Origin of the sequence: Blastococcus deserti, from assembly GCF_042682525.1 — a bacterium.
Classification (GTDB): Bacteria; Actinomycetota; Actinomycetes; order Mycobacteriales; family Geodermatophilaceae; genus Blastococcus_B; species Blastococcus_B deserti.
This window is the reverse complement of sequence record NZ_JBHUHP010000010.1, coordinates 295,835-317,236: the sequence shown is the minus strand read 5'-3', so window position 1 is coordinate 317,236 and position 21,402 is coordinate 295,835. Positions and strand designations below refer to the sequence as shown.

21 protein-coding genes are annotated in these 21,402 nt (G+C 73.9%); 1 reads left to right on the top strand and 20 read right to left on the bottom strand.

Annotated elements, in window-relative coordinates:
* Window positions 1-42: 42 nt before the first annotated feature.
* The 20 genes from ACFSHS_RS12310 to ACFSHS_RS12215 form a co-directional block, all read right to left on the bottom strand.
* Entirely contained in the window at window positions 43-2,508 is a 2,466-nt protein-coding gene (locus ACFSHS_RS12310) for a RelA/SpoT family protein (RefSeq protein ID WP_376876062.1), read from the bottom strand.
* Window positions 2,509-2,601: 93 nt separating this feature from the next.
* Window positions 2,602-3,216 (bottom strand): adenine phosphoribosyltransferase, encoded by a 615-nt coding sequence (locus tag ACFSHS_RS12305; protein ID WP_376876059.1) that lies wholly within the window; start codon window positions 3,214-3,216, stop codon window positions 2,602-2,604.
* Entirely contained in the window at window positions 3,213-4,532 is a 1,320-nt protein-coding gene (gene secF, locus ACFSHS_RS12300) for a protein translocase subunit SecF (RefSeq protein WP_376876056.1), read from the bottom strand. The genes ACFSHS_RS12305 and secF overlap by 4 nt, the downstream gene beginning before the upstream one ends.
* Window positions 4,529-6,214, bottom strand: a complete 1,686-nt coding sequence (gene secD / locus ACFSHS_RS12295; RefSeq protein ID WP_376876053.1) for a protein translocase subunit SecD — start codon at window positions 6,212-6,214, stop codon at window positions 4,529-4,531. The genes secF and secD overlap by 4 nt, the downstream gene beginning before the upstream one ends.
* A 14-nt stretch (window positions 6,215-6,228) precedes the next feature.
* Window positions 6,229-6,567: a preprotein translocase subunit YajC gene (gene yajC, locus ACFSHS_RS12290; RefSeq protein WP_376876051.1), complete on the bottom strand. Its 339-nt coding sequence runs from the start codon at window positions 6,565-6,567 to the stop codon at window positions 6,229-6,231.
* 161 nt (window positions 6,568-6,728) lie between these two features.
* On the bottom strand, window positions 6,729-7,874 hold the full coding sequence (ruvB, locus tag ACFSHS_RS12285; protein ID WP_376876048.1) for a Holliday junction branch migration DNA helicase RuvB: 1,146 nt from the start codon (window positions 7,872-7,874) through the stop codon (window positions 6,729-6,731).
* Window positions 7,871-8,530, bottom strand: a complete 660-nt coding sequence (gene ruvA / locus ACFSHS_RS12280; RefSeq protein WP_376876045.1) for a Holliday junction branch migration protein RuvA — start codon at window positions 8,528-8,530, stop codon at window positions 7,871-7,873. The genes ruvB and ruvA overlap by 4 nt, the downstream gene beginning before the upstream one ends.
* Complete coding sequence (ruvC, locus tag ACFSHS_RS12275) at window positions 8,506-9,075, bottom strand: crossover junction endodeoxyribonuclease RuvC (RefSeq protein ID WP_376876042.1); 570 nt, start codon at window positions 9,073-9,075, stop codon at window positions 8,506-8,508. The genes ruvA and ruvC overlap by 25 nt, the downstream gene beginning before the upstream one ends.
* A gap of 135 nt (window positions 9,076-9,210) precedes the next feature.
* Window positions 9,211-9,963: a YebC/PmpR family DNA-binding transcriptional regulator gene (locus tag ACFSHS_RS12270; protein ID WP_376876039.1), complete on the bottom strand. Its 753-nt coding sequence runs from the start codon at window positions 9,961-9,963 to the stop codon at window positions 9,211-9,213.
* Window positions 9,960-10,634 carry a pyridoxal 5'-phosphate synthase glutaminase subunit PdxT gene (pdxT, locus tag ACFSHS_RS12265; RefSeq protein WP_376876036.1) on the bottom strand — a complete coding sequence of 225 codons (675 nt, stop codon included), beginning with the start codon at window positions 10,632-10,634 and terminating at the stop codon, window positions 9,960-9,962. Before pdxT ends, ACFSHS_RS12270 begins: the two co-directional genes overlap by 4 nt.
* 11 nt (window positions 10,635-10,645) lie before the next feature.
* Window positions 10,646-11,749 (bottom strand): heparan-alpha-glucosaminide N-acetyltransferase domain-containing protein, encoded by a 1,104-nt coding sequence (locus ACFSHS_RS12260; protein WP_376876033.1) that lies wholly within the window; start codon window positions 11,747-11,749, stop codon window positions 10,646-10,648.
* The gene (gene pdxS / locus ACFSHS_RS12255; RefSeq protein ID WP_458199687.1) at window positions 11,746-12,642 is read right to left on the bottom strand and encodes a pyridoxal 5'-phosphate synthase lyase subunit PdxS; all 897 of its coding nucleotides are present in this window, start codon (window positions 12,640-12,642) and stop codon (window positions 11,746-11,748) included. The genes ACFSHS_RS12260 and pdxS overlap by 4 nt, the downstream gene beginning before the upstream one ends.
* Window positions 12,643-12,695: 53 nt before the next feature.
* Entirely contained in the window at window positions 12,696-13,244 is a 549-nt protein-coding gene (locus tag ACFSHS_RS12250) for a LemA family protein (protein ID WP_376876027.1), read from the bottom strand.
* 11 nt (window positions 13,245-13,255) lie between these two features.
* Entirely contained in the window at window positions 13,256-14,464 is a 1,209-nt protein-coding gene (locus ACFSHS_RS12245) for a glycosyltransferase family 4 protein (RefSeq protein WP_376876024.1), read from the bottom strand.
* The gene (locus ACFSHS_RS12240; RefSeq protein WP_376876021.1) at window positions 14,464-15,405 is read right to left on the bottom strand and encodes a phosphatidylinositol mannoside acyltransferase; all 942 of its coding nucleotides are present in this window, start codon (window positions 15,403-15,405) and stop codon (window positions 14,464-14,466) included. The genes ACFSHS_RS12245 and ACFSHS_RS12240 overlap by 1 nt, the downstream gene beginning before the upstream one ends.
* Window positions 15,402-16,040, bottom strand: a complete 639-nt coding sequence (gene pgsA / locus ACFSHS_RS12235) for a phosphatidylinositol phosphate synthase (protein ID WP_376876018.1) — start codon at window positions 16,038-16,040, stop codon at window positions 15,402-15,404. Before pgsA ends, ACFSHS_RS12240 begins: the two co-directional genes overlap by 4 nt.
* A complete protein-coding gene (locus ACFSHS_RS12230) occupies window positions 16,041-16,574 on the bottom strand; it encodes an HIT family protein (RefSeq protein WP_376876015.1) in 534 nt (177 codons plus the stop codon).
* Window positions 16,575-16,588: 14 nt separating this feature from the next.
* Entirely contained in the window at window positions 16,589-18,637 is a 2,049-nt protein-coding gene (gene thrS / locus ACFSHS_RS12225) for a threonine--tRNA ligase (protein ID WP_376876012.1), read from the bottom strand.
* Between the two features lie 57 nt (window positions 18,638-18,694).
* Window positions 18,695-19,798 (bottom strand): CapA family protein, encoded by a 1,104-nt coding sequence (locus ACFSHS_RS12220; protein WP_376876009.1) that lies wholly within the window; start codon window positions 19,796-19,798, stop codon window positions 18,695-18,697.
* A 9-nt stretch (window positions 19,799-19,807) separates the two neighbouring features.
* Window positions 19,808-20,356 carry an MOSC N-terminal beta barrel domain-containing protein gene (locus ACFSHS_RS12215; RefSeq protein WP_376876006.1) on the bottom strand — a complete coding sequence of 183 codons (549 nt, stop codon included), beginning with the start codon at window positions 20,354-20,356 and terminating at the stop codon, window positions 19,808-19,810.
* A gap of 205 nt (window positions 20,357-20,561) precedes the next feature.
* On the opposite strand from ACFSHS_RS12215, the gene ACFSHS_RS12210 reads away from it, so the two are divergent.
* A complete protein-coding gene (locus ACFSHS_RS12210; RefSeq protein WP_376876003.1) occupies window positions 20,562-21,395 on the top strand; it encodes a hypothetical protein in 834 nt (277 codons plus the stop codon).
* Window positions 21,396-21,402: the final 7 nt, after the last annotated feature.

The following is a 21,402-nucleotide window of genomic DNA, read 5'->3' as shown; positions in this document are numbered from 1 at the left end:
TTCTGCACCGAAAGCTCCGAGCTTCCCGTACAGAAAGCTGGTTCAGGCGGTGACGCGCTCGACGTCGAAGACGCCGTCGACGTTGCGCACCGTCTGCAGCACCGCGCCGAGGTGGGCCGGGTCGGCCAACTCGAAGGTGAACCGGCTGATCGCCACGCGGTCGCGGCTGGTCTGCACCGACGCCGACAGGATGTTCACCCGCTCGTCGGCCAGCGCCTTGGTGACGTCGGACAGCAGGCGGTGCCGGTCGAGGGCCTCGACCTGGATCGCGACCAGGAACACCGAGCCGGGCTGGCTCGCCCACTCGACCTCCACCAGCCGCTCGGGCTTGCGCTGCAGGTCCGCGGCGTTGGTGCAGTCGGTCCGGTGCACGCTGACGCCGCCGCCGCGGGTGACGAACCCGAGGATGTCGTCGCCGGGCACCGGCGTGCAGCACTTGGCGAGCTTGGCCCACACGTCCGACATCCCGTGGACGACGACGCCGGGGTCCCCGCTGGCGCTGCGCCGCGGGATCGACCGGCGGGTGGGGATGGCGGTCTCGGCGATGTCCTCGACGGCGCCCTCGCTGCCACCGAGGGCGGTGATCAGCTTGTCCACCACCGAGGCCGCGGAGATCTGGTTCTCCCCCACGGCCGCGTACAGGGCGGTCACGTCGGCGTAGCGGAGGTCCTTGGCCAGCGTCGAGAGCGCCTCCCCGCCGAGCAGCCGCTGCAGCGGGAGCCCGGCCTTGCGCATGGCGCGGGTGAGCGCTTCCTTCCCGGCCTCGACGGCGTCCTCGCGGCGCTCCTTGGTGAACCACTGCCGGATCTTGGTGCGCGCCCGTGAGGAGCCGACGAACTGCAGCCAGTCCTTCGAGGGGCCGGCGGTCGGTGACCGGGAGGTGAAGACCTCGACGACGTCGCCGTTGGACAGCTTGCTGTCCAGGGAGACCAGCGAGCCGTTGACCCGGGCACCGATCGTGCGGTGCCCGACCTCGGTGTGCACCGCGTAGGCGAAGTCGACCGGCGTGGAGTTACCGGGCAGGCTGATCACGTCACCCTTGGGCGTGAAGACGAAGACCTCCTGCGGGCCGAGGTCGTAGCGCAGCGTCTCCAGGAACTCGCCGGGCTCTTGCGCCTCGCGTTGCCAGTCCAGCAACTGGCGGAGCCACAGCATGTCGTCGGGCGACCCGGCCTTCGGCGCCCCGAGCTCGCCCGGCCGGGGCTTGCCGCCGGCCCGCGCGCTCTCCTTGTACTTCCAGTGCGCGGCGATGCCGTAGTCGGCGGTGCGGTGCATGTCGTGCGTGCGGATCTGCAGCTCGACCGGCTTGCCCTGCGGACCGATCACCGTCGTGTGCAGCGACTGGTACATGTTGAACTTCGGCATCGCGATGAAGTCCTTGAAGCGCCCCGGCAGGGGCTGCCAGTGCGCGTGCATGATGCCCAGCGCCGCGTAGCAGTCCCGCACCGAGTCGACCAGGATCCGGATGCCGACGAGGTCCCAGATATCGGCGAAGTCGCGGCCGCGGACGATCATCTTCTGGTAGATCGAGTAGTAGTGCTTGGGACGGCCGGTGACGACCGCGTCGATCTTCGCGGCCTTGAGCTGCTCGCTGACCTGCGAGGTGACCTCGGCCAGGTAGGTGTCCCGGGACGGCGCCCGCTCGGCGACCAGGCGGACGATCTCGTCGTAGCGCTTGGGGTAGAGCGTCGCGAACGCGAGGTCCTCGAGCTCCCACTTGATGGTGTTCATGCCCAGGCGGTGGGCCAGTGGGGCGAGGATCTCCAGCGTCTCGCGCGCCTTCTTCTCCTGCTTCTCGGGCGGGAGGAAGCGCAACGTGCGCATGTTGTGGAGCCGGTCGGCGAGCTTGATGACCAGCACCCGCGGATCGCGGGCCATCGCCACGATCATCTTGCGGATCGTCTCCGCCTGGGCGGCGTCGCCCAGCTTCACCTTGTCGATCTTGGTGACGCCGTCGACCAGGTGGGTGACCTCCGAGCCGAAGTCGGCGGTGATCGAGTCCAGCGTGACACCGGTGTCCTCGACCGTGTCGTGCAGCAGGGCCGCCACGAGGGTGGTGGTGTCCATGCCCAGCCCGGCGAGGATGGTGGCGACGGCGAGCGGGTGGGTGATGTAGGGGTCGCCGCTCTTGCGCTTCTGCCCCGCGTGCGCCGCCTCGGCGACGTCGTAGGCACGCTGCAGGAGCACGAGGTCGGCCTTGGGGTGGCTCTGCCGGTGGAGTGCGGCCAGCGGCTCCAGGACCGGGCGCACGACGGGGGTCCGCGGGCTGGCGACGATGCGGCGGGCGAGCCGGTCGCGGACGCGGCGCCGGGGGACGCCGTCGGGGTCACCGGGCTCGGAGCCGACGTCGTCGGGACGGCGGACGACGGGCCGGTCGGGCAGCGGGGCGCGGACGGGGGTGCCGGTGGCCACCTCGCCCGCCGGTGGACCGGCAGGAGGGGCCTGTCCCGCACCGGCGGGCTCGCCCGGCCGCGCGGGAGCCGCGTCTGCGGCTACGTCGGGCGCCACGGCGACTCCTGCTCGGCTGAGGAGAGATGACCGTCCCATGCTAGCGGCGCCGGGCCCCGCCGGGCCCGGTCCGACGGGTGACGTCTCCCTCCGTCAGGTGGTCCAGAGGGCGTGCACCGTGTGCGGTGCCAACCGCACACGTCCACCGAGCGCGGCGAGCTCCACCACGACCGAGACCGCGGTCACGACTCCGCCGAGCCGCTCGACGAGCGCGATCGCGGCGCCGAGGGTCCCGCCGGTGGCGAGGACGTCGTCGACCACGAGCACCCGGGCACCGGGGCGGACGGAATCGGCGTGCAGCTCCAGGGTCGCCGTCCCGTACTCCAGTGCGTAGTCGGCGGCGATCCGCTCCCGCGGCAGCTTGCCGGCCTTGCGGACGGGCACCACACCCACGCCGCTGGCCAGCGCGACCGCGGCGGCGAGCAGGAAGCCGCGGGCCTCCACGCCGACGACGACGTCGAACCCGGGGTCCCCGTCCACTCCGCCGTCCCCGGCGACGGCCGCCGCCCGCGGGTCGGACGCGGCGGGCGCGGCCAGCCCCTCCACCATGCGCCGGAAGGCCACCCCGTCGGCGAACACCGGCGTCAGGTCACGGAACAGCACCCCGGGCTCGGGATAGTCGGGGACGTCGACGGTGAGCGAGGCGATCAGCTCGTCGAGCGGCAGCTCCCCCGGCCGCGGCGCACCCGCCGTGGCGGCGCCGGTCATCGGCGCTTCTTGCCCGGCGGGCGGCCCTTCGCGCCCGGACGCTGCGGCCGGGCCCCCGGCCGCGGCGCCGCGGTGGCGCCGCTGCCGGTGTCCGGCCGGACCGACGACGGCGACTCGACCACGACGTCGGCCTCGACCGAATCCGGCAGCTCCGCGACCGCGACGCCCCCGCGGGCCGGGCGGGCCCTCCGGGCGCTGGCCACCGGACCGGAGGCCGCCGCCGCGCGGGGCCCGCCCGCGCGGGCCGCCGACGAACGGCGCGCCTGGACGCGCCGGCGGAGTGCCTGGACCTCCGGCTCGCGCTCCTTGAGGTCGGCGACGATGGGCGTGGCCAGGACGATCGAGGAGTACGCGCCGGCCGCGAGACCGACGAAGAGCACCAGCGCGAGGTCCTTGAGCGTGCCCACCCCGAGCAGGCCGGCGCCGACGAACAGCAGGCCGGCCACCGGGAGCAGCGCGATGACCGACGTGTTGATCGAGCGCATCAGCGTCTGGTTGACCGCCAGGTTGGCCGCCTCGCTCCATGTCATGCGGGCGCTGCGCTCGAGGTCCTTGACGTTCTCGTCCACCTTGTCGAAGACCACGACGGTGTCGTAGAGCGAGAAGCCGAGGATGGTGAGGAAGCCGATCACGGTGGACGGCGTCACCTCGAAGCCGACCAGCGAGTAGACCCCTGCGGTCACGACGATGTCGTGGACCAGGGCCGCCATGGCGCCGATCGCCATCTTGGGCTGGAACCGCAGGGCGAGGAACACGACCACGGCCACGAGGAAGACGACGAGGGCGATGAGCGCCTGGTCGGTGATGTCCCGGCCCCACTCGGCGCTGACCGACTCGGGGCTGACCTGGTCGGCCTGCACCCCGGCCGCGTCGGCGACGGCCTCGATGACGGCGCGCTCGGTGTCGTTGTCCAGGCTGCCGGTGCGCAGCAGCACCTCGTCGCCGCCGACGACCTGGGCGGTCGCGACCTCCGCGCCGGCCTCCTCGGCAGCCTCGCGCACCTGCTCGAGCTGCTGCTCGGTGCCGGGCACACGGAAGCTGTTGCCCCCCGCGAAGTCGATGCCGAAGTTGAAGCCGCGGAAGACCATCGACAGCAGGCACAGCAGGACCACGACCGCGGTGATCCGGTAGATCAGCCGGCTGTTGCCGACGACGTCGAGACCGGCCTCGCCGTTGTAGAGACGGTGCCCGAGACCGCGGAATCCCCCGCGGGCACGCGGCGGCGCGGTGCCGTCCTCCGCGGTCAGCCCGGCGTCGGCCAGGGCCTGCTCGTCGGAGGGCTGCTCGACGAGCTCCTCGTCGGGCGTGCGGGTCATGACGTGCTCCTGTCTGCGGCGCCGCGGGTCCGGCCGCCGGAGGCCGAGGGGCTGCCGGCGCCGACGAGGTCCCGGCCGGCCGTGGCGGGCCGGGGGGACGGACGACGGGTGTGCTCGACGCGGCCCAGGCCGGAGATGCGGCTGCCGCCGAACCACCGGAACCGCGCCAGCACGGCCATCAGCGGGTGGGTGAAGAGGAAGACGACGACGAGGTCGAGGACCGTCGACATGCCGAGGGTGAACGCGAAGCCCTTCACGTCGCCGATCGCCAGCAGGTAGAGGATCGCCGCGGCCAGGAAGCTGACCGCGTCCGCCGAGAGGATCGTGCGCCGGGCACGGACCCACGCCCGCGGCACGGCCGACCGGAAGCTGCGGCCCTCGCGGATCTCGTCCTTGAGCCGCTCGAAGTAGACGACGAACGAGTCCGCGGTGATGCCCAGCGAGACGATGAAGCCGGCAATCCCGGCGAGGCTCAGGGTGAAGCCGATCTCCCGGCCGAGCAGCACCAGGCAGGCGTAGACGACCACACCGGACAGCAGGAGGCTGGCGATCATCACGAGGCCGAGCAGGCGGTAGTAGACCAGCGAGTACAGGAAGACCAGCGCGATGCCGATCGCGCCGGCGATCAGGCCGGCCTGCAGCTGGTCCTCGCCGAGCTCGGTGGAGATGGACTGCGCGGTCGCCTGGGTGAAGCTCAGCGGCAGCGCGCCGTACTTGAGCTGGTTGGCCAGCTCGGTGGCGGACTCCTGGTCGAAGCTGCCCGAGATCTCGGTCCCGCCGGAGATGGCCTGGTTGATCGTCGGGGCGGAGATGACCCGGCCGTCGAGCGTGATGCCCACGTTCTTGCCGACATTGGCCGCCGTGTACTCGGCCCAGGCCGCCGAACCCTCGGCGGTGAAGTCGAGCTGGACGATCCACTCGCCGGTGCCCGCGCGGGTGCCCGCGGTGGCGTCGGTGACCGCGGTGCCCTCGACGACCGAGGGGCCGAGCAGGTACTTGAGCGTGCCGTCCTCGCTGCAGGAGGCGACGTGGTCGTCGGGACGGTCCACCGACCCCTGGGACTCGCCGTCGCAGGTCAGCGTGGCGTAGGCCGCCGCCGCCTGCTCCTGGGTCACCGGGGGCGCATCGGGGTCGGTCGCGGGGTCCGCGACCGCGCCGTCGGACGGCGCCGCGGATCCCGTCGCGGCGGCGCTGTCGGTCGGCGCGGCGGAGGGTGCCGTGGGCGCGGCGGGGTCGGTGGGCGCGGCGGCGTCGGTGGGGGCGGCCGTGTCGGTGGGGGCGGCGCTCCCGGAGGCGGCCGGGGTTGCCGGCTCGGGCCCTTGGATCACCGGGCGGAAGCGCAGCTGCGCGGTCTCACCGAGCTGGCGCGCCTGCTCGCCGTCGTCACCCGGCACGGAGATGACGATGTTCGAGTCGCCCTCGGTGACGACCTCGGCCTCGGCGACGCCGAGGCCGTTGACCCGCTGCTCGATGATCTGGCGCGCCAGCTCGAGGTCCTCGGGGGCCGGCGCCTGACCGTCGGGCGTCCGTGCGCTGAGGGTCACGGTCGTGCCGCCGCGCAGGTCCAGCCCCAGCTGCGGTGTGCGGGTGGTGCCGGTGAAGTAGATGAGCCCGTACAGGACGGCGACGATGAGCAGGAAGGCGGCGAAGTACCGGCCTGCCGGCAGCGAGCGTTGTGCCACGGTGGTCCCCCGGCTCAGACGGTGCCGTCGGCCGGTCGTCCGCCGGACGCGCCAGGTGTCCCGGTGTCGGGGCCGTCGGTGCCGGGTGTGCCGGCCGGCGTGCGGATCTCCAGGACCGCCTGCCGCGCGTACGTGACGACGACGCCCGGGGCGATCTGGACGTCCACCGTGGTCTCCCCCAGCGCCGCGACGGTGCCGTGCAGCCCGCCGGCCATCATCACCGGGGTGCCGACGTTCAAAGCTTCCTGCAGCGCCTGGGCCTGGGCCTGCATGCGCTTGCGCTGCCGGGCGGGCAGGACGAACAGCATGATCGCCAGCAGTGCCAGGATGATGATCGGAAAGAACTGCTCCACGACAGGTGTGCCTCTCTACCGCGCGTCCAGGTCCGCGGTGGGTGCGGCCCCCCGGTGGGGCCGCTCGGGTGCGTCGGTTGCCTCACTCGCACGGCGCGCGGGCGACCGGACGGGACGCGCGCGGCCGCGGCCGGACGAGTTGCGCGCCAGCGAGCGGCAGTCTATGCGTCGAACAGCGGCTCTGACGACGCACCCGGGGTCGTCGGTGCGCCGGTCGCCCCGCCGAGGGCCCCGCCGGCGCCGCTGATCAGCGCGCCGCCGCGCGGCAGCGGATGCCCGAGGTGGTGCCAGGCGGCCTCGGTCGCCACCCGGCCCCGCGGCGTCCTGGCGAGGAGTCCGGCCCGGACGAGGAAGGGCTCGCAGACCTCCTCGACGGTGTTCGGCTCCTCCCCCACGGCGACGGCCAGGGTCGCGACGCCCACCGGCCCGCCGCCGAAGCGGACGACGAGGGCCTCGAGCACCGCCCGGTCGAGCCGGTCGAGCCCGAGCACGTCGACGTCGTACAGCGCCAGCGCTGCCTGGGCCACCTCGCGAGTCACCCGGCCGTCGGCCTCGACCTCGGCGTAGTCGCGGACCCGGCGCAGCAGGCGGTTGGCGATCCGGGGTGTGCCGCGGGATCGGCCGGCGATCTCGGCGGAGCCGTCCTCGGTCAGCTCGACGCCCAGCAGGTCGGCGCTGCGGCGCAGCACCTGGTGGAGCTCCGCGGGCTCGTAGAACTCCATCTGGCCGACGAAGCCGAACCGGTCGCGCAGCGGCCCGGTGAGCAGCCCGGCCCGCGTGGTGGCGCCGACCAGCGTGAAGGGGCTGATCTCCAGCGGGATGGCGGTGGCGCCGGGCCCCTTGCCGACGACGACGTCGACCCGGAAGTCCTCCATCGCCATGTACAGCAGTTCCTCGGCCGGACGGGCGATGCGGTGGATCTCGTCGATGAACAGGACGTCGCCGGGCGCGAGATTGGACAGCATCGCGGCGAGGTCACCGGAGCGCTCGATCGCCGGGCCGCTGGTGATCTTCACCGAGGTGCCGAGCTCCGAGCCGATGATCAGCGCCAGGCTGGTCTTGCCCAGACCCGGCGGCCCCGAGAGCAGCACGTGGTCCGGCGGCCGGCCGCGCCGCTTGGCCCCTTGGAGGACCAGCGCCAGCTGGCGGGCGACCTTGGGCTGGCCGATGAAGTCGGTGAGCGAGTGGGGCCGCAGCGCGGACTCGACGACCCGCTCCTCGTCCCCTGCCCCCGCGGACACCGAGAAATCGCGGCCGGAGCCGTCCGCGAGGTCGCCGGTCAGGGACCGGTCGAACGGGGCGCTCATGACCTGCCCAGCAGCTGCAGCGCCTGGCGCAGGAGGACGGCGACCTCCACCACGCCGGTCGCGGCGATCTGCTCGTCGGCGACCGGCGCCAGCCGGGCGAGGGCGCCGTCGGCCTCCTTGGCGGTCCAGCCGAGACCGACCAGCGCCGAGGTGAGCTGGTCGCGCCACGGCGCCACGGGCGTGACGGAGGGCAGGCCGGCCGGGGCGGGCGCGTCGAGGGAGGTGTCGGAGGTGGTGGCGCCCAGCCGGTCCCGCAGCTCGAGGATCAGCCGCTCGGCGCCCTTCTTGCCGATGCCCGGCACCTGCATGAGTGCCTTGACGTCGGCCGTCGAGACCGCCCGGCGCACCTCGCGCGGCGGATGGATGGCCAGCACCGCCTGCGCCAGGCGCGGGCCGACGCCGTTGGCCGTCTGCAGCAGCTCGAACAGCTGCCGCTCGTCGTCGTCGGCGAAGCCGTAGAGCGTGAGCGAGTCCTCACGCACCACCAGGCTCGTCGACAGGCGCGCGTTCTCCCCCACCTGCAACCGGGCGATCGTGCCCGGGGTGCACTGCACCGCCAGCCCGATGCCGCCCACCTCCACGACCGCGCCGTCCGGCGACACCGCGGCCACCCGCCCGGACACCGAGGCGATCATCGGGCCGCCACCCCCGTCCACCGCGGGAGGGTGCGCTGCACCACGGGGGCGCCGATGCCGCCGGCCAGCGCCGCCGAGCGCAGCCGCTGCTGGGCCGGGCCACGCCATGCGTGGCAGACGGCCAGGGCCAGCGCGTCGGCGGCGTCGGCCGGCCTGGGGACCTCGCTCAGACCCAGCACCCGGGTCACCATGAGGGTGACCTGTTCCTTGTCCGCGCGGCCGTTGCCGGAGATGGCCGCCTTGACCTCGCTCGGCGTGTGCCAGGCGACCGGCCGGTCGGCCTGGGCGGCTGCCAGCGCGGCCACGCCCGCGGCCTGCGCCGTCCCGGTGGCCGTGCCCTTGTTGTTCTGCGTGAAGACCCGCTCGATGGCCACGACGTCGGGCCGGTGCTCGCGCAGGAGCGCGGTCACGGCCGTGTGCAGCTCCAGGAGCCGCAGCTCCAGGTCCAGCTCGGCCGGCGTGCGCACCACCCCGACGCCCACCGCCGTCGGACGTGCCCCGGGACGCCCGTCGACGACACCCCACCCGCACCGGGTGAGCCCGGGGTCTATGCCCAGCACCCGCATGAGTTGCCCCCAGTCAGCCGAACGCCTGTTCGACCGAGGCTAACCGGCAGGCACGACACCACGGCGCCGACACGCCCGCGGCCTCGTCCCCGGGTCCCGCCCCGAGCCCGCGAGGGGCGGGGAGGACGAGCTCCTTCACCCGACCTTCTCGAGCACCTCGTCGGAGACGTCGTAGTTGGCGTACACGTTCTGCACGTCGTCGAGGTCCTCGAGGGCGTCGATCAGCCGGAAGACCTTGCCGGCGCCGTCCTCGTCGAGCTCGACCGTCACGCTCGGCACGAACCCGGCCTCGGCGGAGTCGTAGTCGATCCCGGCGTCCTGCAGCGCGCTCCGGACGGCGACCAGGTCGCCGGGCTCGGAGACCACCTCGAACGTGTCCCCCAGGTCGCGCACCTCCTCGGCGCCGGCGTCCAGCACGGCCATGAGCACGGTGTCCTCGTCCACGGCGTCGGTCTTCGGCACCACCACGACCCCCTTGCGGGAGAAGAGGTAGGAGACCGAGCCGGGGTCGGCCATCGACCCGCCGTTGCGGGTCATCGCGGTGCGCACCTCCATGGCCGACCGGTTCTTATTGTCGGTCAGGCACTCGATGAGGACGGCGACGCCTCCGGGGGCGTAGCCCTCGTAGGTGATGCCCTGGTAGTCGACGCCGCCGGCCTCGGCGCCCGAACCGCGCTTGACCGCGCGGTCGATGTTGTCATTGGGCACCGAGGACTTCTTCGCCTTCTGGATGGCGTCGTAGAGCGTCGGGTTGCCCGCGGGGTCTCCGCCGCCGGTGCGGGCCGCGACCTCGATGTTCTTGATCAGCTTGGCGAAGAGCTTGCCGCGCTTGGCGTCGATCCCGGCCTTCTTGTGCTTCGTCGTCGCCCATTTGGAATGGCCACTCACGACAGACCCCTCTCGTTCCCGACGGCCCCGTGATGAGCGCTGTCGGCCTGCTGGGCCAGGTGACGGCGGACGATGTCGACGAACAGCGCGTGCACCCGGCGGTCCCCGGTCAGTTCGGGGTGGAAGCTCGTGGCCACCAGGTTGCCCTGGCGGACGGCCACGATCCTACCGTCGGCCCCTCCGCCCACGATCCGCCCGAGGACCTCGACCTCCTGGCCGGCCTTCTCCACCCACGGCGCCCGGATGAACACCGCGCGCACCGGGCCCCCGGTGAGCCCCTCGAACACCAGCTCGCTCTCGAAGGAGTCGACCTGCCGGCCGAAGGCGTTGCGGCGCACGGTGACGTCGAGGCCGCCGACCGTCTCCTGGTCCGGCGGCGCGTCGAGGATGTGGTCGGCGAGCAGGATCATCCCGGCGCACGACCCGTAGGCGGGCAGCCCCGTGCGCACGGCGGCCCGCAACGGCGCCAGCACGCCGGACCGCGCGGCGAGCTTCGCGATGGTGGTCGACTCGCCGCCGGGCAGGACCAGCCCGTCGACGGCGGCGAGCTCCTCGGGACGGCGGACCGGCACGGCGTCCGCTCCCTGCTCGCGCAGCGCGGTCAGGTGCTCCCGGACGTCGCCCTGGAGGGCGAGCACCCCGACGACGGGGCGGGCGGTGGCGGTGGACACGACCGACGAGGCTACGTCGGATGCGCCGGCCGGGCGTCGGCCGCACGCGCCGAGGTGGCGGTGAGCAGCCGCTCCAGGGGCCCCCGCCCGAGCTTCCACCACCACACGCCGGCCCCGGCGAGGGCGGTGAGCACGAACAGCAGCCACACGCCGACGCCCTCGGCGCTGCCCGGATCGACCGACTCCATCGCCCAGAGGACGACGATCTGGGCGGTGTACACCGAGAGGGCCAGGGCCCCGACGGCGCGCAGCGGGGCGGTCGGCACGGGCAGCCGGTCGGCCACGACGAGGCACGCCGCGATCACGAGGACGGCCAAGCCGCCGGACCCGACCAGCTCGAACGTCGTGCCGCTGTGCGGCTGGGCGCCGGTCAGCCAGGCGGCCTCCCACTTCCCCACGGGCGCGGCGAACCCCTCCTCCGGCCCGTCGGACGGGACGCCGTCGGCGACGAGGCCGGTGGTCAGCCAGCCACCGCCGTAGCCGAGCACGGCGGCGGCCGCGCCGGCGGCGCCCAGCCGCGCCCGGACGGCGGGGACACCCAGGTCGAGCCGGCCGACGCCCAGCCCCACCAGCACGAAGGCCACCCAGAGCATGGCCGGGTAGGTGCCGGTGACCAGCAGCTCGGCCACGTAGTGCGCCTCCGCGTCGGCGACCGACAGGACCTGCCCGAGGAAGGCGTTCAGCGGCGGGCCCACCAGCGCGACGAGCCCCGCGGCGGCGAGCAGCCGGTGGGGCGGCCAGCGGAGGAACGGCAGCGCGAGCACGAAGACCACGGCGTAGACGCCGAGGATGATCGCGACGAACGTGTGCAGCCACTCGAGCACCGCGCCGATCGCGAAGACCCAGGCCGCCCGGACCGCGATCCGCAGCCGGGCGCGGACGAGGTCGATCCCGTCGGCCGGCCGGGTGCGGCCGGACAGCAGCGCCATCGACACCCCGGCGAGCGTGGCGAACAGGACGGAGGAGCGGCCGTCGACGACGGCAGCCCAGCTCGACGGCGCCGCGGTGAGCTCGTCGCCGATGTCCAGATGGGCGCCGAACATGCCGAGGACGGCGAGCCCGCGCGCGAGGTCCAGACCCGCGATGCGACCGGAGGTGTCCGGTCCTCCCGTCACCACCCGCGGGTGGCGTACCGCTCGCTCTCCGGCAGCGTGGAGACGTTGATGCCGACCATCGGCTCGCCGAGACCGCGGGAGACCTTGGCGATCACGTCGGGGTCGTCGTGGAACGTCGTCGCCTGGACGATCGCGGCGGCGCGCCGCCGGGGGTCGCCGGACTTGAAGATGCCGGAGCCGACGAACACGCCCTCGGCGCCCAGCTGCATCATCATCGCCGCGTCGGCGGGCGTGGCGATGCCGCCGGCGGTGAACAGCACGACCGGCAGCTTGCCGAGCCGGGCCACCTCGGCGACCAGGTCGTACGGCGCGCGCAGCTCCTTGGCCGCCACGAACAGCTCGGTCTCGTCGAGCGTGCCCAGCGCCTTGATGCCGGCGCGGATCGACCGCATGTGCCGGGTGGCCTCGACGACGTTGCCGGTGCCGGCCTCGCCCTTGGAGCGGATCATGGCCGCGCCCTCGGAGATGCGGCGGAGCGCCTCGCCGAGGTCGGTCGCGCCGCAGACGAACGGCACGGTGAACCCGCTCTTGGCGATGTGGTGCGCCTCGTCGGCCGGGGTGAGGACCTCGGACTCGTCGATGTAGTCGACGCCGAGGGCCTGCAGGACCTGGGCCTCCACGAAGTGACCGATGCGCGCCTTGGCCATCACCGGGATCGAGACGGCGCCGATGATGCCCTCGATCATGTCGGGGTCGCTCATGCGGGCGATGCCGCCCTGCGCGCGGATGTCGGCGGGCACCCGCTCGAGCGCCATGACGGCGACCGCGCCGGCGTCCTCGGCGATCTTCGCCTGCTCCGGGGTGACGACGTCCATGATGACGCCCCCCTTGAGCTGTTCGGCCATGCCGCGCTTGACGCGGTCGGTGCCGGTGGAGGGGGTCTGCGCTGCCACGGTGTGCTGCCTCTGGTTCGACGGACGATCGGGAGCCGCCATCGTACGGCGGGTCAGGACACCCCCCGGCCGTTGCCGCCCAGGGCTCCGACCACCTCCTCGAGCCGGTCGTCGATGTCGAAGTACCGGGGCAGGGGCCGGCCGGCGTGCAGGCGGAGCAGCCGGGGGAAGCGGTGCCGCCGCAGCGCCCGGATGTCGCGGACCGCGTCGTTGTAGAAACGACGGGCCAGCCCGACCCGGGTGCTCGTGCCGGCGAGGTCGGCCTGCAGGGCACCCGGCACGCCGGGCAGGTCGGCCGGCAGGTCCCGCAGCTCCCGCCCGAGCGCGTTCTCGGCCGTCTCCCGGTCCCCGTCCCGGGGGGAGCGGGCCCCTGCGGCCGCCGCCGCCAGGGCCGCCGCCCGGTGCTCCCCCAGCGCGCCGGCGTGGTCGCGCGCCAGTTCCTCCGCCAGCGCGGCGCGCCGCCGCAGCTGGCCGTCGAGGGCAGCCCAGGCCCGGGCGACGCGGGCCTCCAGCCGGCGCAGCCGGGTCAGCGTCCAGACCGTCCACGCCAGCAGGACCAGGAGCAGGGCTCCGAGCGTCAGCAACCAGGCGTCGGGCGTCACGGAGCGGAAGGCTAGCGGTGCGCTCCGCGCCGTGGGGAGGTTCCGGCCTGCCGGTGCGCCGGGGGTACCCCGGGGACGTCGTGCTCGTCACCCGCGGTGACCGCGCCCCCGTCGGGCAGGACGACGGTCTCGTACACCGCCAGGATGCGGCGGGCCAGGACTTCCCAGTCGTAGGCCGCCGCGGTGCGCGGCCCGATCTCGGACAGCGCCGCCCGGCGGGCGGGGTCGGCCAGCAGCGAGCACAGCGCCCGGGCGAGCGCCGCGGCGTCGCCACGGCGGACCAGCACGCCCGCCGCGCCGTCCTGGAGCACCCGGGCGAACGCGTCGAGATCGCTGGCCACGATGGGGGCGCCGGCGGCCATCGCCTCGATGAGGACGACGCCGAACGACTCGCCGAGCAGGTTGGGGGCGCAGTAGACGTCCACCGAGCGCAGGAAGGCCGCCTTGTCCGCCTCGGAGAGCTCACCGAGCAGGCCGACGTGCGGGCGCAGGTCCTCCCCGACCAGCTCACGCAGTTCGTCGGCGTCCCCGCGGCCGGCGATCAGCAGCCGGGCGCCGGGGTGGTGGCGGACGACGGTGCGCATGGCCTCGAGCAGGATCGGCAGCCCCTTGCGCGGCTCGAGGTAGCGGCCGAGGAAGCCGATGGTGGGACCGTCGACCCCGCGGGCGTACCCGGGCAGGTCGGGTCCCTCGGCGAAGAAGCCGACGTGCACGCCGTTCGGGATGATCACGGCGTCGCCGCCGAGGTGCTCGACCTGCACCCGCCGGGCGAAGTCGGAGACGGCGATCCGGCCGCTGATCCGCTCCAGCCAGGGGTGGACGACCGGCCCCCACGCAGCCAGCCACTTCGAGCGCGTCGTCGCCGCGTGGAAGGTGGCGACGATCGGGCCGTCGGCGATCATGCAGACGAGCAGCGACACCGACGGGGGCGCCGGCTCGTGGACGTGGACGACGTCGAAACGCCCCTCCCGCAGCCAGCGCCGCACCCGGGCCGCGGAGACCGGCCCGAACTGGATGCTGGCCATCGAGCCGTTGTACGGGATCGGGACGGTACGGCCGGCGAAGGTGGCGTAGGGCGGGAGGGACTCCTCGCGCTCGGCCGGGGTGAGGACCTCCACGTGGTGCCCCATGCCGAGCAGGGTCTCGGCCAGGTCGCGGACGTGGTACTGGACCCCGCCGGGCACGTCCCACTGGTAGGGGCAGACCAGGCCGATGCGCATCACGCCTCCCCGGCGGACGGACGGGCGGCGCGCGGGGGGTCGGGGGGCACGTCCGGCCAGATCCGGCCCAGCATGTGCCAGTCCTCTGGCCGGTCGGCGATCGAGGTCGCGAACGCGTCGATGACCCCCTGCATCGCGCCGGCCACCCGGTCCCTCAGCCGGCCAGGGCCCTCGACGGGCACCTGCGGGGAGAAGACCAGCCGCCAGCCGCGCTCGGTGAACTGGCAGACGGTCGGGACCAGCGCCGCACCGGTCTGGGCGGCCAGCAGCGCGGCGCCCCCGGGCACGGTCGCCGGGCGACCGAAGAACTGGACCGGCACTCCCCCGCTGCCGAGGTTGCGGTCGACGAGCAGGCAGGTGACCCCGCCGGCGGACAACCAGTCGCGGAGCACCTCGGTGCTCGGCCGGGGCCCACCGGTGAGGGGCACCACCCGGAAACCGAGCGACTCCCGGTAGGCCAGGAACCGCTCGTACAGCGACTCCGGCTTCAGCCGCTCGGCGACGGTCATGAACGGCCCGTCCAGCCAGTCGATGAACCAGACGCCGGCGGCGTCCCAGTTGCCGCTGTGCGGCAGGGCCATCACCAGCGGGCGCCCGCCGGCGCGGGCCTTCTCCAGGTGCTCCAGGCCGACGACCTCCGTGCCGGCCACGATCCGGTCGGTGCGCAGCGTCGGCAGCCGGAACGCCTCCTGCCAGTAGCGGGCGTAGGACCGGACGGCGCGGCTGGTCAGCTCGGTGAGCTCCGGCTCGCCGAGCCGGCCGCCGGTGACCACGCGCAGGTTGGCCCGGAGCTGGCGGGTGCCCCGGCCCTCCCGCCCCCCGGCCCAGCGACCGGCGGCGTCGAACGCCGCCCGGGCCGCCGGCTCGGGCAGCAGGCGGACCGCGTGCCAGCCGGCCGCGAAGCCGGCGTCGGTGAGCCGGGCGCCGAGCGTGCCGCTCACGGCGCCGGCCGGGACGGCGGTGCGGGCAGCGAACGGTCTCCGGCGGCGCGGCGGACGGCGAGGAACCGCTGGCCGACCGTGACCGCGCTGCCGAGCAGGAGCACCCACAGCGCGACGTGCACCGCGTACGGGATGCCCAGCCCCGTGAAGCCGGTGCCCACCAGCACCAGGATCAGCCGCTCGGTGCGCTCGACGATGCCGACGTCGCAGGCCAGTCCGACGCCCTCGGCCCGCGCCTTGACGTACGAGGTGAGGACGCCGAGGACGAGGCACACCAGCGCCAGCAGGACCAGCAGCCGGTTGTCCCCCGCCCCGGAGAACCACCAGACCAGCGCGCCGAAGATCGCCGCGTCGGCGGCCCGGTCGCCGGTGGAGTCCAGGACCGCGCCGAAGACCGATCCGCCGCCGCGGGCGCGGGCCAGTGCCCCGTCGAGCATGTCGAGGAGCACGAAGACGGTGACCGCGAACGCGCCCCAGAACAGGTGCCCGGTCCCGATGAGCACCACGGCGGACACCACGGCGCCCACCGTGCCGGTGATCGTGATCATGTCGGGTGTGACCCCGGCGCGGGCCAGCCGCGCGACGACCGGCGCCCAGAAGCGGGCGACGGCCGCTCGCGCGTTGCTGCCGAGCACTCAGGCCTCCCGGACGGAGGGGACCCCGGACGCCGCATCGGTGACCCAGGCCTCGGCGAGCAGCGCCCGGGTCTCCCGGAGCACCTGGGGCAGCACCCGGGTCAGCCCGATGACCGGCATGAAGTTGGTGTCGCCGCCCCAGCGCGGCACGGCGTGCTGGTGCAGGTGGTCGGCGATGCCGGCGCCGGCCACCGACCCCTGGTTCATGCCGATGTTGAAGCCGTGCGCGCCGCTGACCGCGCGCACCGTGCGCATCGCCGCCTGGGTGAACGCGCCCAGCTCTGCGACCTCCGCGGGCGTCAGGTCGGTGTAGTCGGGCACGTGCCGGTACGGGACCAGCATCAGGTGCCCGGCGTTGTACGGGTAGAGGTTGAGGACGGCGAAGACCGCCGTCCCCCGAGCCACGACGAGGCCCTCCTCGTCGCTCATCGTCGGGATGAGGCAGAACGGGCAGTCGTGCTCGCCCGTGGGCTTGCCCTCGCCCCGGATGTAGGCCATCCGGTACGGCGTCCACAGGTGCTCGAAGGGCGTCATCGGCCCGTCGTCGCTCATCCGGCCGCCGAGGGGTCGAGGTTGGACCGCGAGGCCACCCACGCGGCGACCTGGTCGACCGCGTCGTCCACCGGCACACCGTTGCGCTGCGATCCGTCGCGGTAGCGGAAGGAGACGGCTCCCGCGTCGGCGTCCGTGGCGCCGGCGATGAGCACGAACGGGATCTTCTGCTTGCTCGCCGTCCGGATCTTCTTCTGCATCCGGTCGTCCGAGTCGTCGATCTCCACGCGGATGCCACGGGCCCGCAGCTTCAGCGCGACGTCGGTCAGGTACGGCACCTGCTCGTCGGTGACCGGGATGCCCACGACCTGCACCGGCGCCAGCCAGGCCGGGAACGCGCCGGCGTAGTGCTCGGTGAGCACGCCGAAGAACCGCTCCATCGAGCCGAACAGCGCCCGGTGGATCATCACCGGCCGTTGCCGGCTGCCGTCGCTCGCGGTGTACTCCAGGTCGAAGCGGTCGGGCAGCATGAGGTCCACCTGGATGGTCGACATCTGCCACGAGCGGCCGATGGCGTCGCGGACCTGCACCGAGATCTTCGGCGCGTAGAAGGCCGCACCGCCCGGATCGAGGACCAGGTCGAGCCCGCTGGCCTCGGCCGCCTCGCGCAGTGCGTCCGTGGCGCGTTCCCAGTCCTCGTCGTTGCCGATGGACTTCTCCGGGTCGCGGGTGGACAGCTCCAGGTAGAAGTCGGTCATGCCGTAGTCGGCGAGCAGGTCGAGGACGAACTGCAGCAGCGACCGGATCTCGCCCTGCATCTGCTCGGGGGTGCAGTAGATGTGCGCGTCGTCCTGGGTGAACCCGCGGGCCCGGGTGAGGCCGTGGACCACGCCCGACTTCTCGTACCGGTACACCGTGCCGAACTCGAACAGCCGCAGCGGCAGCTCGCGGTAGGACCGCCCGCGCGACCGGTAGACCAGGTTGTGCATCGGGCAGTTCATCGGCTTGAGGTAGTAGTCCTGGCCCTGCCGTCGGACGTTGCCGTCGGCGTCCCGCTCCTCGTCGAGGTGCATGGCCGGATACATGCCCTCGGAGTACCAGCCGAGGTGCCCGGAGGTCTCGAACAGCTGGCCCTTGGTGATGTGCGGGGTGTTGACGAACTCGTAGCCCGCCGCCTCGTGCCGCTGCCGGGAGTAGTTCTCCATCTCCCGACGGATGACACCGCCCTTCGGGTGGAAGACGGCCAGCCCGGACCCGATCTCGTCGGGGAAGCTGAACAGGTCCAGCTCGGCGCCCAGCCGGCGGTGGTCGCGCCGCTCGGCCTCGGCGACCTGCTCGAGGTAGGCCTTGTGCGCCTCCTTGCTCTCCCACGCGGTGCCGTACACCCGCTGCAGCTGCGGGTTCTTCTCGCTGCCCCGCCAGTACGCCGCGGCCGAGCGGGTGAGGCTGAACGCGGGGATGGCGCTGGTCCGCGGCACGTGCGGACCACGGCACAGGTCGGTCCACACGCGGTCGCCGGTGCGGGCGTCGAGGTTGTCGTACATGGTCAGCTGGGCTCCGCCGACCTCCACGGAGGCGCCATCGTCCTCGAACGGGGCCTCGCCGCCCTTGAGCCCGATGAGCTCGAGCTTGTACGGCTCGTGGGCGAGCTCCGCCTTGGCGTCCTCGTCGCTGATCTCCCGCCGCGCGAAGTGCTGACCGGCCCGGACGATCTCCTGCATCTTCTTCTCGAGCGCCGTGAGGTCCTCGGGCGTGAAGGGGCGCTCGGGGTCGAAGTCGTAGTAGAAGCCGTTCTCCACCGGCGGCCCGATGCCCAGCCGGGTGCCGGGGAAGAGCTCCTGGACCGCCTGCGCCAGGACGTGCGCGGTCGAGTGGCGGATGACCGCGCGGCCATCGGCGCTGGCCGCGGGCACCGGCTCGACCTCGACGTCGGCGTCGGGCACCCACGCCAGGTCCTTGAGGTCGCCGGTCGCCACCTCGCGCACGACCACCGCGCCGTCGGCGCCCTTCAGCGGCACTCCGGCGTCCTTGAGCGCCTGCATCGCCGTGGTTCCGGCCGCCACCCGGATCGGGGCGACAGCGGTGGGCGAGGGCGGGGTCGACACGAGAACTCCCGGAGGGTCGGCGAAACAGGCCCCCCGAGCCTAGTGCGAAGCCTCCGCTCAGCCCGGGACGATATCCAGGCCGGCCGCCACGGCCCCCCGCCGGCCGAGCACCTCGGCCACCCGCCCGGAGGTCGCCGGGTCGGCCGGCCGTACGGTCACCGCGTCGGCCCCGATCTCGATCCGCAGCGGCACGGCCTCGGCGCCGGTGACCGCGAACCGCCCGTCGGCCCCGCGGGTGAACGTGAAGCGTGCGGCCACCGAGTCCTCCGTCGCGTACCCGCGGGTGGCGTGCTCGGCCACGTGGTTGCCGAGCCCGTAGGCGGCCCACTCCCCGCCGATCCGCTCGAAGGGCTGCACCACGTGCGCGTGATGGCCCAGCACCAGGTCGACGTCGGGCGAGGCGAGCAGCGCGTGGACCGCCGCGACCTGCGCTCCGGTCGGGTCGTGGTCGTACTCCTGGCAGCAGTGCAGGCTCGCGACCACGACGTCCGCCCCCGCGGCCCGGGCCCGCGCCGCCGCGGCGAGCATCCCCGTGACGTCGGGCACGGCGGCGACGTCCACCGACCACGCCCGGCCCTCCGGCAGGGGTACGCCGTTGAGGCCGAACGTCGCCGCGACGTGCCCGACCGTCACCCCGCCCACGTCGACCAGCGAGGGCGCCAGGCTCTCGGCCTCCGTGCGGTAGGTGCCGGTGTGCGCGATGCCCGCCGCGTCGAGCGCGTCGAGGGTGCGGACCAGGCCCTCGGTCCCGTCGTCGAGCGAGTGGTTGGACGCCGTGGAGCACAGGTCGTAACCGGCGCCGGCCAGCGCCGGCACGATCTCCGGCTGGACGGCGAAGCTTGGGTACCTCCGGTACGGGCCGCCCTCCGGGGCGACCGGCGTCTCCAGGTGGCAGATCGCCAGGTCCGCGGCGCCGATGAGCGGGGCGACGGGCGCGAGGACGCCGGAGAAGTCGTAGCCGCCGTCGGCCCTGCGGGCACCGGAGGTGAGCACCCGGTCCTGGTGGACGAGCACGTCGCCGGTAGCCAGCAGGGTGAATGACTCCGGAGGCGTCGGCGGACGAACGGCGTGCGGCCGGTCCGCTGCGGGCTCGGCGGCACCGGAGCACCCGCCGACCAGCAGGAGAAGCCCCAGGGCTGCCCTGGCCCGGCACCTCCGCACGGCGGCAGGCTAGACCAGCAGGACGGTGTCCCCGGTGCGCACCGGGCCGGGAGCGAGGACGTCGGCGTAGACGCCCAGGCAGTGCTTCGGGGTGCGGGTGATCCGCAGGACAGCCCCGCCGACGCGCAGCTCGCGCCCCACCCAGGCCCGCTCGTCGCCGTCGAGGTCGAGCAGCAGGTTGGCGCGGGGGTCCTCCGCCGAGCAGCCCTCCGGCACCTCGCCCGCGGCGGCTCGGTCGACGGCCTGGCGCGAGACCAGGTGCACGGGCGCGACGTCCGGCCGCGCGGCCGGGGAGGGCGCCAGCCGCACGGGCCGGTTCAGGAGCTCGGTGAGGCGCGCGGCGTCGGCCGACGGGTCACCGGTCGGCTCCACATCGCGCAGGGCGGGTGCCTCCTTCGGCCGGACCGGCGAGTCGTCGGCTCCGAGGACCGTCCACACGCGGTCGCCGGCCAGGCCGCCCGGCAGGACCTCCGCCAGGGTCAGCGCCCTCCCTGCGAGGGAGCGGACCGGGTAGATCCGGATCTCCTCGACCCGGCCCACCGGTCGTCCCGTCGTCACGACCGGGACGGTACCGGGGGATGTCTGTGCGCCGCGGTGTCACCAAGCCGCCCACCGTGCTGACGATCCGTGACGGATCGCAGGTCAGCCGCGTGTTCCCGCGTCGCGCCGTGTATCCACCCCCTCCGCCGCGGCCTCCTCCCCGCGACTCTGCACCGTCGACACGGCCGGCGCCCGCCGTCCGTCACCAGAGAGGTTGGAGACCATGCACAGGACGACCGGACTGCCGGCAGTGCGCCGTTGGCTGGTGGGCGGAGCCTCGCTCGTGATCGCGGCCACGATGGTGGGCTGCGGCTCCGACGACCCGGGCGGGGAGGACACCCAGGCGGCGGCGAGCAGCCCGGCGGAGCCCGCCGCCGACCCCGCCGAGTTCTGCGAGGCGTCGGTCGACGTGGAGGCCGCCTTCAGCATGGGCCCGCCGATCGACGAGAGCGCTCCGCCGGAGGAGCAGCAGGCCGCCCTGGAGGAGTTCGCCGGCCAGGTCGAGCCCCTGCTCGCCCGCGCCGAGGAGACCGCTCCCGAGGAGGTCGCCGACCACGTCGACACGGCGGCCGGGATCGTCAGGGACGCCCTCGCCGGCGGCGACCCGTCGGTCCTGGAGAGCCCGGAGTACCAGGAGGCCGACGACGGCATCGACGAGTACATGCTCGCCGAGTGCGGCTACGAGCAGATCGAGGCCACCGGGGTGAACTACGAGTACGAGGGCATCCCCGAGACGGTGGAGGCGGGGGTCGTCGCCGTGACCTTCACGAACGAGGGCGACGAGCTGCACGAGATCGGCATCGCCCGCATCAACGACGACGTCACCCAGCCCGTCCAGGAGCTCCTCGCGCTGCCCGAGGAGCAGCTGATGTCGATGATCACCTTCACCGGTGCCGCCTTCGCCGAGCCGGGCGGCTCGGACACCACGTTCCTTCGGCTGGAGCCCGGGCGGTACGGGGCGGCGTGCTTCATCCCGCAGGGAACGACGCACGAGCACGAGGGCGACGGCCCGCCGCACTTCACCCTGGGCATGGTCGCCGAGTTCACGGCCGGGTGACGGGACC

Coding starts and splice junctions, on each gene's coding strand:
- ACFSHS_RS12305 (WP_376876059.1), bottom strand. CDS start 3,216: ATGACCGGCGCCGCCACGGCGGGTGCGCCGCGGCCGGGGGAGCTGCCG.
- secF (WP_376876056.1), bottom strand. CDS start 4,532: ATGACCCGCACGCCCGACGAGGAGCTCGTCGAGCAGCCCTCCGACGAG.
- ruvB (WP_376876048.1), bottom strand. CDS start 7,874: ATGAGCGCCCCGTTCGACCGGTCCCTGACCGGCGACCTCGCGGACGGC.
- ruvC (WP_376876042.1), bottom strand. CDS start 9,075: ATGCGGGTGCTGGGCATAGACCCCGGGCTCACCCGGTGCGGGTGGGGT.
- ACFSHS_RS12245 (WP_376876024.1), bottom strand. CDS start 14,464: ATGCGCATCGGCCTGGTCTGCCCCTACCAGTGGGACGTGCCCGGCGGG.
- ACFSHS_RS12230 (WP_376876015.1), bottom strand. CDS start 16,574: ATGACGCCCTTCGAGCACCTGTGGACGCCGTACCGGATGGCCTACATC.
- ACFSHS_RS12210 (WP_376876003.1), top strand. CDS start 20,562: ATGCACAGGACGACCGGACTGCCGGCAGTGCGCCGTTGGCTGGTGGGC.